The sequence below is a fragment of the Adhaeretor mobilis genome, from assembly GCF_007741515.1.
GTDB lineage: Bacteria > Planctomycetota > Planctomycetia > Pirellulales > Lacipirellulaceae > Adhaeretor > Adhaeretor mobilis.
The window spans coordinates 5727605-5741105 of the sequence record NZ_CP036263.1 but is presented as its reverse complement, the minus strand read 5'-3'; the positions used below and the strand labels follow the sequence as shown (position 1 = coordinate 5741105).

General features: G+C 56.0%; 11 protein-coding genes. 5 read left to right on the top strand and 6 right to left on the bottom strand.

Annotated features, from left to right (window positions below):
- Window positions 1-248: 248 nt before the first annotated feature.
- The 3 genes from HG15A2_RS22620 to HG15A2_RS22615 form a co-directional block, all read right to left on the bottom strand.
- Window positions 249-2768 carry a tyrosine-protein kinase domain-containing protein gene (locus tag HG15A2_RS22620; protein ID WP_145063599.1) on the bottom strand — a complete coding sequence of 840 codons (2520 nt, stop codon included), beginning with the start codon at window positions 2766-2768 and terminating at the stop codon, window positions 249-251.
- A gap of 11 nt (window positions 2769-2779) precedes the next feature.
- Window positions 2780-3022: a hypothetical protein gene (locus HG15A2_RS24380; protein ID WP_218932186.1), complete on the bottom strand. Its 243-nt coding sequence runs from the start codon at window positions 3020-3022 to the stop codon at window positions 2780-2782.
- A 161-nt stretch (window positions 3023-3183) separates the two neighbouring features.
- A complete protein-coding gene (locus HG15A2_RS22615; protein WP_145063597.1) occupies window positions 3184-4107 on the bottom strand; it encodes an exosortase/archaeosortase family protein in 924 nt (307 codons plus the stop codon).
- Window positions 4108-4710: 603 nt separating this feature from the next.
- Here HG15A2_RS22615 and HG15A2_RS22610 point away from each other — a divergent pair.
- The 3 genes from HG15A2_RS22610 (at window position 4711) to HG15A2_RS22600 (ending at window position 7957) form a co-directional block, all read left to right on the top strand.
- Window positions 4711-5766 carry a polysaccharide biosynthesis/export family protein gene (locus HG15A2_RS22610; RefSeq protein ID WP_145063595.1) on the top strand — a complete coding sequence of 352 codons (1056 nt, stop codon included), beginning with the start codon at window positions 4711-4713 and terminating at the stop codon, window positions 5764-5766.
- 326 nt (window positions 5767-6092) lie between these two features.
- Window positions 6093-7016 carry a hypothetical protein gene (locus HG15A2_RS22605; protein ID WP_145063593.1) on the top strand — a complete coding sequence of 308 codons (924 nt, stop codon included), beginning with the start codon at window positions 6093-6095 and terminating at the stop codon, window positions 7014-7016.
- A gap of 182 nt (window positions 7017-7198) precedes the next feature.
- The gene (locus HG15A2_RS22600) at window positions 7199-7957 is read left to right on the top strand and encodes an exosortase-associated EpsI family protein (protein ID WP_145063591.1); all 759 of its coding nucleotides are present in this window, start codon (window positions 7199-7201) and stop codon (window positions 7955-7957) included.
- A gap of 255 nt (window positions 7958-8212) precedes the next feature.
- Here HG15A2_RS22600 and HG15A2_RS22595 read toward each other — a convergent pair whose 3' ends face one another.
- Window positions 8213-8905 (bottom strand): RNA polymerase sigma factor, encoded by a 693-nt coding sequence (locus HG15A2_RS22595; RefSeq protein WP_145063589.1) that lies wholly within the window; start codon window positions 8903-8905, stop codon window positions 8213-8215.
- Between the two features lie 763 nt (window positions 8906-9668).
- The gene (gene dprA / locus HG15A2_RS22590) at window positions 9669-10865 is read right to left on the bottom strand and encodes a DNA-processing protein DprA (protein WP_218932185.1); all 1197 of its coding nucleotides are present in this window, start codon (window positions 10863-10865) and stop codon (window positions 9669-9671) included.
- A gap of 726 nt (window positions 10866-11591) precedes the next feature.
- Here dprA and HG15A2_RS22585 point away from each other — a divergent pair.
- Window positions 11592-12029: a hypothetical protein gene (locus HG15A2_RS22585; protein WP_145063587.1), complete on the top strand. Its 438-nt coding sequence runs from the start codon at window positions 11592-11594 to the stop codon at window positions 12027-12029.
- 36 nt (window positions 12030-12065) lie between these two features.
- Entirely contained in the window at window positions 12066-12464 is a 399-nt protein-coding gene (locus HG15A2_RS22580; protein WP_145063585.1) for a DUF4253 domain-containing protein, read from the top strand.
- A gap of 202 nt (window positions 12465-12666) precedes the next feature.
- Here the strand turns inward: HG15A2_RS22580 and HG15A2_RS22575 are convergent, their stop codons facing one another.
- Entirely contained in the window at window positions 12667-13407 is a 741-nt protein-coding gene (locus HG15A2_RS22575; RefSeq protein ID WP_145063583.1) for a uracil-DNA glycosylase family protein, read from the bottom strand.
- Window positions 13408-13501 lie beyond the last annotated feature (94 nt).

The following is a 13501-nucleotide window of genomic DNA, read 5'->3' as shown; positions in this document are numbered from 1 at the left end:
CAAATCGCTTCCCGCCTTCGATCCTTCAGTACTCAGTTACGAGAGCTGCGAGCCAACGGCTCCCCGTGCGCCATTGAAGAGCTTGAAGTATCTCTAGTGTGCACGATCGACCAGGAGTGAACCCTGAAGGGGCATGGCCATTGGCGTCATGCTTGACGCACAAACCAAAAAAGACGCCGGATCGCAAAGGGCGATCCGACGTCTCAGCAAATCACGGCTGAGGGCCGTTTCTTAGGGTTCTTCGTTTCTTACAACTCGTCGATGTCGAAGTCGTCCATGTCGAGCTGGATATCATCCAGGTCGATGGAGTTGCCTTTCTCTTCGACGACGGGGTCGATTGGCTTCGGTGGAGCAGCCTTGGGAGGCTCGGCGACAGCTATGGCAGTCGGCGTCGGCTCAGCAGGCTTTTCAGCTTTTGCTTTTGCCTCGGCCTTGGCGGCCTTCTTACTTTTCCCTTTCGACTTCTTCGCTTTCTTATCCGGTGCAGCCAACTGCTTTTGGCTGCGAACCGTGTTCTTGTGAAGCTGCAGGATCCGACGATCCGTCTTAAGAGGCATGCCGTTGACCACGGTGCCGAGCAGACGAATGCCAAGTCCATCCAGTAGCTCAGCTGCTTTGTTCACCTTGCGAAGCTCGCTATGATCTCGGAGAACCGAGAGCACCGCTCCATCAACATACTGACCCAGTGATAAGCTGTCGGAAACGCTCAACACGGGAGCACTGTCCACGATAATGAAATCGAACTGTTCTCGTAGCTTCTCGAAGATCGGCTGTGGCTGATCGGTCGCCAAAGCATGCACCGCACTAGAGTCGCAGATGCCAGCTGTGATGACATACAGGCTCTCCGTACTTGTTGGGCGAATGACGTCGGTCAGTTCCGCCTCGGTTCGCAGCACTTCGCTGAAGCCATCGTCTAGAGGCAGGCCGAACAGGTTGTGCAGTGAGGGTGATCGTAGATCGCCGTCAATGAGCAATGTGCGACGACCGGCCCGAGCAAGACTTACCGCTAGCGTCGAAGCCACGGTTGTGCAGCCGTCCAGTGTGTCGGAGCTGGTGACGAGTACAACCTGCCGTTTCTTCGATGTTGAATCGTGCATGAGCGTGGCTCGCACGTTATCGATTGCCTCGGAGACTTGCACCGAAGCCATGTTCCCTCCCGCTAGCGCCTTGCGTGCCGTTACCGCAGGAAGCACACCGAGCACGCGAATGCCCAGGCCTTCATCCAAGTCGGTCGGACCATTCAGGCGACGCTTGCGGAAATCCATGAGGGCAACGCCATAGCAAGTAAGTGCCAGAGCAGAGAGCCCGCCCACGCCAGCGATCGCCAAGCGTTCAATCGTAGTAATGTTGGTGGTTGCTGTTGCCTTCTGGATGACTTCGATTTGTTTCCTTCTTGAATCGTCCTGCATGAGTCTCTGGGATTGAACCTTCGAGGCCAGAATACTCTCGGTCTCGCGCTCGCGTTCTACCTCCTGCTGCAAGATTGCCAAGTCGGGGTCTCGCTTGCTCTTGAGTGCAAGGAGGTCATTTTTCTCCTCAAGCTGAGCTGAGAGTTTTTGGTACTGCGCCGCTGCCGCCTGCATCCGCATGCGGAATTCGATGATGACTCTTTGCTTCTCGTTATCGGGGCGATCGGCAAGATCCTTGCGGACCTGCTTCTCTTTCTCAGAGCGGTATTGGTTTAGATTCTGACTCGACTGGGCGATCATGTTTCGCAAACGGATCAAATTAGGTGCTTGTTGATTGAGTCCCACTCCACCCTGACCCCGCAACTGTTGCTCAAGACCAAACAGCTCCTGCTCATAATTCTTGATAGTGATGTCCGAGGCCAACACTCCATCAACCATTGCGTCGAGTCGAGCCGGGGAATCGATCTCCCGTAGCGCAATCTCCTTACGAATCTGGACTTCAATCATCTCTTTTTCAATCTTTGAAATGGCGCGTTGGATCTCCATGATTTCAGAGGTTAGCATGCGGACTTCATTCGCCGCGGTTTCTGAGTCACCGGCTCCGCTGGCTTCAGCAAGCTGCTTGAATTTCTTAAATTTTTCTGCGACGTCCTCTTTCACTTTCTTATGGAGCTTGACAAGCTGCTCCAGTTCATCGGACCGCTTTTCACGTTCGACAAGCAGAATCTGTTCCTCAAATGCGTCGCAGACGGCGTTCATGATGAGCTCCATCTCATTCTTGTCCTCGGGACCATCGTAGCGGAGTTCCAAAATCTCGCTTTCGCTGGCCAAGTTCACTCGTAGCTCATCGTTGAGCCAATTCGAGGCGTTGTCACCCTTGTCCTTATAGGCTTCCGTCTGCCGGACTTTGGGCTCAGCAAGAGCTCGATTCAGAACCAGCGGAGTTTTTACGAGTGCTGCTTGAGTTTTGGCGAAAATGGCAAAGCTCTTGGTGTCCATGTTCGAGCGAGTTGATTTGCCAATAGGGTTGTCTTGTGTTGATGAATTGATTCGGTAGTAGGCAACCGTTTTGTGAGACTCGGGGAAGAGCAGATAGAGCGGAATAGCAACTAGTGCTGCCGCGAGGAGCCCCAGCAGCGAAGCCATGAGCCAGCGACGTCGCAGGCAGTTCATTAGCCACTTTTGGCTCAGTCCACCTCGCAGGAGATCTTCGCCTGCGTACATCGGTGCCGGGGCTCCAATCGGCGAAGAAGCGGGGCCCGCAGGCGGGGCCGTTACTAAAGCTCGTGAGGGAGCTTCTCTCTCAGGAGCTTCGTAGGTCGCTGCCGGACTTGAAAAGTTGTCGTCATGATTTGCCATCGGATGCCTCTCTAATGAAACGAGTCCCAGTGCGTGAGTGCTGTCAGTGCGTGATTGCTAGGCTTACTGCGAATCTGTTGCTTGGGGGGAGCGGTCACGGAGGTAGCGGTACGCAATTGCCGGGCCAACGCCCTGTGGCAGGCATTTTTGCCTGTGTATAGTCGTTCTCGCAGCGTGTATGTGGTGAAAAGCCAACCCAGGTGCTGTCCAAAAGCAACAGCCAGCAGCCCGGCGGTATGCTCTTGGCGACCCACGTACCTATTGATTCGGGCTGATAGTTCAGCCTAAACCGGTCAGCTAGGTGACTGGTTCCGCGACGAACGATCCGGCGCCGATCGCTTGATGCCCGGCTCCGGAACCTCCGCTAGAACACCCTCTGCAGGCGGATTCTAAGTGGGAATGTACTTCGCGTAACTCATCCGGCAGCCATGCCGAAATCAGAATAATCATCTTCGATCGGAATCGTGAGATTGGAAAGTATCGCAAACAGCAGGGCTAGGAAGCCTAGACCGATAGGCATCATCGCCAGCCCGGCCCAATCGTGGACCAGCGTGTTGATCAGATCGTTCTCCATGCCAAACCACTTGTAGAGCAAGGCGGTGATCACAATTCGGATAATGTTTGCAAGCAGTGCAATCGGCACAGCCGCGACGAGCACAGCGAGGCGATCCCACCAGGGGCGTTTCATTACGATAGCCAAGGCAACGCTCATGGCCACAAATATCGTGAGCATCCGTAGCCCGCTGCAAGCATCGACCACACCCAGTTGCATTTCCCCGATGAGAATTCGATTGCCATCTCTGACCGCAGAAATCCCCAGGGTTTGCAGCACCGCGGTACTACAGATAGTAGCCATCTTTTGCAGACCCAAGAGCACGGTATGCTCCAGTACGCTGGGCAGCGGGAACATGAACAGTAAGAAAGCCACGGCAGGCCCAGCCCACTTCAGCATGCGCCAGCCACCAACCAGCATTACAACGCCGAGCAGGACACCGATGAAAGTCATGCGAATGACAGGCTGCATGTCGATAATCGAGAAATACCAGCGGAGATTCAAAAACAAGAACATGACAGCCGCCCCGATCCACCGCTCGGAGGTTGCCACTCGGGTCAACGGTTGTCGCCGCACCCAGAACAACCCGGCTGCGATCACGGGGATCAGCCAGCCATGCGAGTAGAGGGAGTCGAACCAAAACGGGACGGTTGCCCGAATGAGGTTCTCGTAGGCGAGCGTGACGAGCGCGAATAGAACGCCGAATATGATCCAAGCCTTCTGCTCGGCATCAGCATCTAGCTGAATGTCCTCGTCGATGAAATCGTTGTCGAAAGTGCTGCTCATAGACGAAGAAAGGCTCGCCGAGGCGAGAATTGCTAGTAAGATTTTTTACGGGGGAGTTTGGCGATAAGTCTAAGGACTGACTATTCTCAGCTTCACCATCACAGATTTAACGTAACGTGATTCGCGGGAATGCTAGCAGCTCTAACTACTACGCCGAGACTGTTAGTGCGGTTCGCGCGAATCGCTGGGAAAAGGTATATTTGCCCTTGGTGCCAGTGCCTTGAGGTTACGCGGGTTTGACAGTTCTGTCAAATCGCCTGACTTGCTGCAAATGGTTTGCCAGCAAGGCCTTCTAGCTTGCCCCTTTCGCCAAGCAATGGCAATGATCGCGCGGCTTGAGCACCCATCGCTGGCCAAGTTCGATCTGGGCGCTCGATCTAAGCACGCGTGGTAGGCGCAGGGACTCTCCGCGTTGTTTTTTGGGAATTCCCGAGGCTACTACACAAGTCGCTGGTAAAGATTGCCGATTATTCCTTCTGTAACCGTCGCGCAAGCAATTCCTCCGTTTCCTGCTGCCTGTGGAAAATGCATCCGCATGCTAGCAGCCGAATACCGGAAGCGTAGCCGCGAAACAAGGACGTTTCTCCAGCGAGATAGATCACGATGAAGTCCTGCCAGACAACCAATGCAGTCCTGCCTCTTCTGTTGGCCCTCGCGGTCAGCTGCACAGGCTGCACAGCCTTTATGCAGCCCAGAGATCCATTCCCCGCAACGCCGCCGGAAGCCCCTGCCGCGAGTAGCGTGCCGCGTGAGCTTGAGAAAGTCACTTTGCCACGTTACGTGATCGAGCCGCCAGATGTGCTGCTCATCGAAGGCGTGCGTTTGGTGCCCAAATCGCCCCATAAGCTGGAAGTCTTCGACGTGGTATTAATCCGCGCTACGGGTAACTTCCCGGAACTTCCGATCGATAACACCTACAACATCGATGCCGATGGCAGTGTAAATCTGGGACCCACATACGGTCGCATCAATATCGCTGGCGATACGGTTGAAGAGGCGGAAGCGACTCTGCGGGACGAGCTCTCACAGATTCTCGCCAACGTTGAAATCTCTGTGTCGCTAGTAGCCTCAGCTGGTGCTCAGCAGGTTACCGGGCAGCACCTAGTAGGTCCTGACGGGCGAGTGAATTTGGGCACTTACGGTTCGGTTTACGTGGCAGGTGCTACCATCGAGCAAGCACGAACGGCGATTGAAGAGCAGCTCTCTAAGGATCTCGACGATCCCGAAGTGTTTCTTGATATCCTCGCGTACAATAGCAAGGTGTACTACATCATTACTGCCGATGGTGGGCAGGGGGATAGCGTTGTGAAGTTGCCGATCACTGGCAATGAAACCGTGCTTGATGCGGTGGCCAACATTCAAGGTATCTCTCAATTCTCGACCTCCACGTTGTGGATTGCCAGGCCCGCACCGAATGGTGTTGGCTGCGAGCAAATCCTACCGGTCGATTGGAAAGCAATCTCCGGCGGTGCCGTCACAGCAACTAACTACCAAATGATGCCTGGCGATCGACTCTACATCGCGGGGAACAAGCTCTCCAAGTTCAGCAGCGTGCTGCGTACTGTGCTGAGTCCCTTCGAGCAAATCCTCGGCATCACCTCGCTCGGCACCTCGACTGCTAACCGTATCGTTCGCTTCGGCCTAGGCAACACGTTCTAAGCCGAATCGACCCTGACCGACATGTAGTACTGTTTTAGATGCCATAAAAGAAACTATCAGCCGCAGGGTGTTAGCCCACGGTTCTGTGGGTGAGCCGGACAGGACACCTGGCGGCTGATTTAAGGAAACTAGTACTAGTGATCTCGATCGCTAGAAAACTAAGAGAGACTGTTAAGAAACACACCACCAGAGGAGTGAAATTACACGCGGGTAGCCTATGGGGCTCCCCGCGCACTCCACGAAGAAAAGACCCAACGCAGCACCCCGGCCAGCGATGGCCATGAAAAAACGAAACTGCTCCCGGCAGTGCCATTAAGGATAGCACCATGCAACGCAATCTATTCGCTCCCGTACTATCAGGGGTCGCCCTGCTTGGCCTGTTGGCTGCCGACTCATTGACCTGGGCAGCCCATCCCGAGACTCCCTGTGCCTGTGCTGCCGACGGCAATTGCCGTCCCAAGAGAGACACTTGGGGAGTTTGGCACACCCACTGGCGTCCCTGGCCGGGCGATCCGGCCGCAGTGCCTCCGACGACTGCCGATCCGCAGTACTCCGAGGACGAGGAGGCAGGATTGAAAGGCATAGAACGACCCATTCCTTCCAAGGAAGACAAAGCGGGGCCGGAAAAGCAAGAACGAGAAGAGGATGATGCGACCGTGGAGGCCCTGGGCGATCCGCTATCGCCAGAGGGTGGCGGAGCGGAAGCTTTGCCGGAGCTCGAACCTCTCGGCCTGCGCTCGCCGGCTGCTGAGGGCTCGTTTCCTCGTATCCCTAAATCGGCTCTCGGACTACGGAATCCAGCCTTCCAGAATCGAGCCAATCCAATCTACGGTTCCGCGCCACAGCCTCTGCCAAACGTGAGTTCCCAACTGGCCAATCCGGCTGCTCGCTTCACGCCTTTGGAGAAACAAATCAAGGACGATGGTGTTCGCCCGGCAAGCCACCTGAGTCCTGTCCAGCAGACTCAACCTAACGGCGAAAACGCACCGCCGAGTCTGCCAACAAGCCTTCGGCGCGTAGCTCACCTGACCGGCTTGCTCAAACCACTGCCTCCGGTGACGCCTCCGCAGAATGTGCCTGCCAGCCGGCTTCGCATTCGTACCGATAATGCGGTAATGCCAACGAGTGCCAACGCTGTTAGCACCGACAACGGCGGCATCCGTATTATCAACCCAGCTTCGGCCTACGCGGCCGAGCCCGGCAAGGGTGGCCTTCAGCAGGCGATTTACTTCGAGGGTTCGGAAGAGTAAGAGAAGAGCGATCAACTGAGCCGTACGCTGGCATCGGGTTTATTTACGACTACGGACCGCGATCATAGGGCCACCCGAAGCTATCGCCTTTGGCTCGCCCCTTGCTTGACAGCCCCGCGGTACAAGCCTACCGTTGAAAGACCCCTACTGGTGCTTTTAACCCCGTTTCCGGCTTTGCTGTCATGCCTCAGAATAATCTGTTCATTCCCTTGCTCGTTGCCGTGGTGTCCTTGGTAGGGCTGACCGTAGTAGAAGGTTATTTCTCCGACCGGCTGAATACTTCTAGTGTCACCGCTGCTGAATTCGCTAAGCGCTTCGAGCAGGTGCCAAAAAATGTGGCCGGTTGGGAAAGCGTAGATAAGAAGGTGACCGATGAGGTCCGCGACACGGCGGGCGCTGTTGGCCACGTGTCTCGCAAGTACGTCGATCCTAACTCGGGGCGCGAAGTCGATCTGTGGCTCATTGTGGGGCACTCACGCGATATCGTCCGCCACACGCCCGACATTTGCTTCCCTAGTGCCGGCTTTACGCCAACGGGTACAAAGACCAAGCACCAGATTGCCCCCAAGCAGGGCGAGCCGGGCATGTTCTACACGGCTAAGTTCCACAAGGAAGATGCCATGGGGCGTTACCAAGTGCGCGTATTCTGGGCCTGGAACGGTAACAAAGAAGGACAGGATAAATGGGATGCCCCGGATGATCCGCGTTACTACTACGGCAACAACACGGCGCTCTACAAGTTGTACTTCACCACATCCGTCACTGCCGATGAAGAGGAAATCAACGATAGCTCTGCGGTCGAGTTTGCCAAGTTGATGCTGCCCAAGGTGAACGCGGCACTCTTCCCCAAGGGTGCTTCAGCCAATCCCGTGCGCGATGCCATTGAACCTGGCAAAGAGCCCGCTGATGGCGTCGTGGAAGAATCAACGGCGACACCCTAAGCGGCTTTTGTGGTCCTTTCTCCCACAGGCCGCAGTGCTACGCACTACCGGAGCCTTGCCAGGGGCTTCCACTCACCAAGTCACATCTCGGCTGGCTCTCGCTCGCCCGTCCAAAGCTTCATACCTGATGCACAAAAAACCTGCCGCCCGGGCCACATCGTCGAGACGGGCCGGGCGACAGGCTTGTAGGGTAACAATACCTGCATCTCTTTGTGCATACAGCTGAGTAGCCGGGCCTAGTGGGCCCGTACCGGCTTAGCCGAGCTTGGTGGTCTTCCCTTCGTGCCAGGCGTCACCGAGGCGACTGATGGCCGAGTGCAGGCGGCTTTTGACGGTGCCAACGGGGATCGACATAGCGTCAGCTGCGTCGCGGTATTTCATGCCTTTGAAGTACACGAGGTTGACCGCGTTGCGAAGCGATTCTGGCAGGTTGGCGACCGCGTCGCGAACCCACTGAGCTTGCTCATTGTTATCGACTGTCTGGTGCGCACTCAGTTGGTCGCCAGCGACAATGTCTAATAGCGAGCCGAGTTGTTCGGTGCCGGTGCTGTGACTTTGGTCGAGGCTTAGGCGGCGGTGGCGTTTGTTGCGGCGCTGGGCGTCAATCGCTTGGTTGGTGGCGATTGTGTAGAGCCACGGGCGAAACTTACGTCCCTCTTGGAAGAGGTGTTGCTTGACGTGAACCGCTAGGAATGTCGCCTGAAACACGTCTTCGGCCAGCGAGGCGTCGTTCATGTAGCGACGGAGGTAGTTGTATAACTCGCGCTGGTAGCGCGAGACAAGCTCTGCGAATACGGTCGAGTCACCGTCGGCGCGGTACGACTCGAACAGTTGTTCGTCAGTAGTCGTTGGCTGATCTTGCTTGGTGTTGGCCACGTTCGTGCTCTTTGCTCGTTTGGTCGTTTTGACTTTTCTGTTCTTTTGGTCTTCCGTGCGTGGGGTAGTCATAGTCCCGAACTCCTCAAAAAGAGAGTCCGACGTTACGGAGGCGAACATCCTTTCACCTCGCCGTCAAATCAGTAATCCACCAGCCCTAGCCTCAACGGGCATTTCCATGGGTTGGGGATAGCGTCTCTTGCGGCGTCCTGCCGTGGTGGCAATCGTTACCGCGGGTGACTTCTGCCATCGTACCTGATGACTCACCGCAATATTGTTATGCAACTCACATGCCGAGCGAAAGTTTCGTTGCTAGCGTCGGCACCGCCGAAAAGGGCGAAAATCACTACTGCTAAGGGTTTACGTCGCTTCAAGGAGGTTGGTTCACGCGGTTTTTGCAGTTTTTTCGACTGCCAAATCTGCAACTCTTACACCGATTATGTCAGTTTCGGGGGCTCGTAGAGTCTCATATTGGGGGGGTGTGTGGTCGATTTTAATACAGTGAACATCTTTTTTAGTAGGTAGCCCCGTGGAGGGGTAACTACACGGTTTTCGGCTGGTCGGGTCAGTTTGGAGTGCTAGAAGGGTGCTTCGTTGACGGGACCATGATATTGGCCGAATTCTGGGGTGATTGTCACTCCTCTCCATGCCGGAATGGGTGGCATGGGCAACTTGTTGCCCTTGGGGTTGTCCTAGGAGTCTCAGCACCTGGGGCCCTGACACTGAGGTTAGACACTGAGGTCAGACACTGAGGTCAGACACTGAGGGTAGGCATCACCCCCAGGTTCACAAGGGTAGCAAGCAACCCTTTGGCTGGTGCCACAACGCTTTAGACTCAAATCCTCGCGATTTGGTTCCCACCAATTTTCCTAACCAAATGTCGCGTCTCCAGGACACTTATCGTGGCGAGTACGCGATGAATGGGTAATTCGCAGTGGATGGCCACATTCTCGATGTAGGTGCCGCCCGGTTCGATTTTCTCCAGCACGCGTTGCTCCATCTCGTTGAGCTTTATTTCCGCGGGTGAACGCATGGTGGTGCCGTCGGCTCGCTGGGTGGGTTCGACCAGCGGGCCTAGCTCTTCCAGCACGTCGTCGATGCACGTGACCAGCTTCGCTCCGTCGCGCAGCAGCTTGTGCGGGCCGGCCGACACGCGGCTGGTAACTTGTCCAGGGACGGCAAACACTTCGCGGTTCTGCTCGTAGGCATGACGGGCGGTGATGAGCGCGCCGCTACGTTCGGCCGCTTCTACGACGATCACCCCTAACGACATGCCGCTGATGATGCGATTGCGTTGTGGGAACATGCCACTCATGGGCGGCATGGTGGGAGCTGCCTCACTGAGCACGCACCCGTTGGCGGCGATCTCTTCGGCGAGGCCTTCATTCTCTGGCGGGTAAATGTTCAGCACGCCGCTCGCCAGCACGGCAATCGTACGACCGCCAGCTGCTAGTGCACCACGATGGGCGGCTGTGTCGATGCCCCGCGCCAAGCCGCTTACGACCGTGATGCCCGCACGGGCCAGCGCGCCAGCGAGACGCTCTGCTTGTTGCTTTCCGTAATGCGTAGCGCGGCGCGTACCGACGATGCCAATCGCAACGGCATCTCCCGGGAGCAACTCGCCGCGCGTGAATAGCACGCCCGGCGGATCGGGAATCTCGCGCAGCATACGCGGATAGTCGGCTTGTTCTGTGTCGCTCTCATTGCGTGGCGGCAAGAGCACGCCAAGGCCTTCACGTTCGACGATGCCCAATTGCACATCGAGATCGATGTCACGCCGAGCGTTGATGATGCGTTTGGAGATCTTCGGGCCCACGCCGGAAACTTGTTGCAGCTCGTGCTCGCTGGCCGTAAGTACGCGCTCTGGCGTTGCGAAGGCCTCCAGCAACCGGGCGCGCAGCAGCGGTCCCACATCGCGGGTGAGGGCGAGCAGGATCTGAGCGCGATCAGAGTCGGTAAATTTCATCGTAGTAGGGTCCGCAGTGCGGACCATGATGTTGATCGTAGGGTACTGACGAGTGGAGCGAGGCATACCAGGAACTAGTGCGCGGTATGTTTCGCTCCACTCGTCAGTACCCTACATGGCTTGCAAAACAACGGTCCGCACAGCGGACCCTACAACAAAAGGATGGACGTCCATCATTCGAGAGGGTCGGCGGGTCCTTCACTGCCGTCCCGTTCGTCGGTCTTGCGGAACCGCATATGCGAGCACTGCTACCGCACGTTCAGCCACACGCTCCCGGGAAACGACAGGCAGCCCCCGCTAAAGAGCTTCTGTCGAGTTGTTCAAGCGTGGGCTTGGGTGTTTCGCAGTCCGCCGCAGTCGCCCCAAGGGCCGCCGTCGAACGTGTGCAATTGTATACCATGGGTATTGGGGCCGCTGCAAGAATTTTTGTGCCAGTTTGTGGGGAGTGAGGGCAGAGGGGCCAGAGGCGAGGGGCCAGAGTGACAGCTTATTGGCGCTGTTGTGGGAGTTATTGAGTTTTGACGCGGAGACGCCAAGGGTGCAAAGAATCGCTAAGAGGCATTAGTTTTCTCATATAATTCCCTAGGTAGGGCGACTTGATTCGACTGACCTCCGCAGTTCCAGCTGAGGTTTATCGCGAACCGGTAGATTTCACCTATAAGAATAAGACGATTCACAAGGGGACGACGCGGCGAGTCCCTTGGCGTTGCCCTCGGTGCGGTTGACGGCGACGGAGTTATTTGAGGAGTGAGGGGTTCAAACCTCGTTGGAATCCGATCCAAGGCGAAGCATATGGGTGACGAAATCAATGACAATGCTCATTCGCAGTTCTGGCTAAACCTATCTCGCTTGTTAAAGTATCACCGCTGGGCGGTGCTGGCGATTGGGTTGAAGCTTGGAACCTTCCTATTTCCAATATCGATCTTCCTATACGTCCTCGCTTTCGATAACTCTTTTGGAGAGTTTAAAGGACCATCAGCTGCTTGGCTCTTCATTGGTTTGCTCTTGTGGGCGATTGAGGCTTTTTCCATTGTTGCCTGTCTCATGTTAATGAAAGAGTTGACCAACTGGCCACTGGCAATCACTTGTACTGCTGTGGCTAGTGTCGTGTCCCTCAAAACTGGTTACCCGGTTGCTCTATTGCTGTTGCTAGTTCTCCATGTTTTCGCAATGAGATACTTCCGAAAAGTGGGACTCGATGTCGGCTTGTTGGGTGCCAATTTGGAATAAAACTACTGGTTTCAGAATCTCGAATTAGGGGGCCGCATGATCAACACCGAAGAACTCAAATCCAAAGTCACCAACGGCGATAACTGCGACGTGAGCAACGCGGACATCATCGCACGGCTAGAAGCCTGGGATGCGAAGTATGGGATCGCTATTTCCGACATCGGTCATGATCGGGTGACCGTCGAGTTTGCCTCGTTGCCCGAGGATACGCGGACGCTGGCCCAGGAGATCTACGAGTTCTGCCCCGACACGGTGGATCAAGGCTTTGGTTGTTACGACGAGATGATCGAGATGGCCGAGGAGATGGGGCAGGAACTTGACCCCAGGGTACACTCGCTAGTTGAGGGGGTGGACCTCTCCGAGGAGAACTACGGCGTGGAGCTGTTGGCCCGGGCGCTGGTGCGTGACAAGGCGGTCGGGCTGTGGTGGGATTGATGGTTAGCCCGCATCGTTCCGTTGCCGTGTCATTTTTTACAACGAATTTCGCGAATTGTACGAATGGCTATTCGTTTACTTCGAGCGATTCGTTGAGAGAATTAACGTGTGGCTAAATAGTTTCTCCGCGATTCTTTGCGTCATTGGCGGCTTTGCGTCGAAAAAAATGTGGCGTCGAGAAACTCAGGCCTGGAGGCCCGAGCTATTTCCAGATGCCCGCTTCGACAAGCTGCTTGGTGGCTTGCTCCGCCCAGCCGCGGTTGGCGAGCGGGCTGGCGGGGCTGGGGTGCAGGATGCGGGTGATGTTGATCGCTTCGTTTTCGTTCACTCGCTGTAAGCATTTTTCTGCGTAAACGCCCACGCCGATGGCGAATTTTGGTTGGAGCGTTTTCAGCAACGTCCGTAAGTGCTCGTCGCAGGCAGCGTCGAGCGGGGCGCGCTCGGCTGCTGGCAGTTTATCAGGCGTGCGGTTCTTGCCGCTGGTTTCCATGAAAACTAGCGGGCAGTAATTCGTGACGAAGTGCTGGGCGAAGAACTTCTTCGGTGTCTTGAACTTCTCGCGGAACAGGCCCCAGAGGCGCTCGCCGGAAACTTCGTTGCGCTGGCACTCGAGGCCTTGGATGGGCCGTTTAGGATGTTCACCAGCGGGGTGCTCGATCTTTGTGCGTGAGATCTTTGCGTCGATCTTCAACCAATCGCGGACGGTTTCGATTTGGCCGAACGGCACTCCGGTTTGGGCCATGCCCCACGGGCCGGGGTTCATTCCGAGGAAGAGGACGCGCGCACCTTTGGGATTGGCGAGGTGCAGGTATTGCTCGTGCGCACCACGGGCGTAGGAGAGCGGGTTGTAGACGTGGGTGACGGGCTCAGCGAAGGAAAGCGTGTCGACGGTTTTGGAGAGCTTGCGAGCGGCTTTAATGAGAGCATTCGTGAGGTCAGGCATGGCGATTATTGTATCACGAGACTCGGTGACTCATGTTGCTTAGATTGTAGGGTACGCCTCGCTCCACTCGACATACCCTACGGGGAACTAGTTA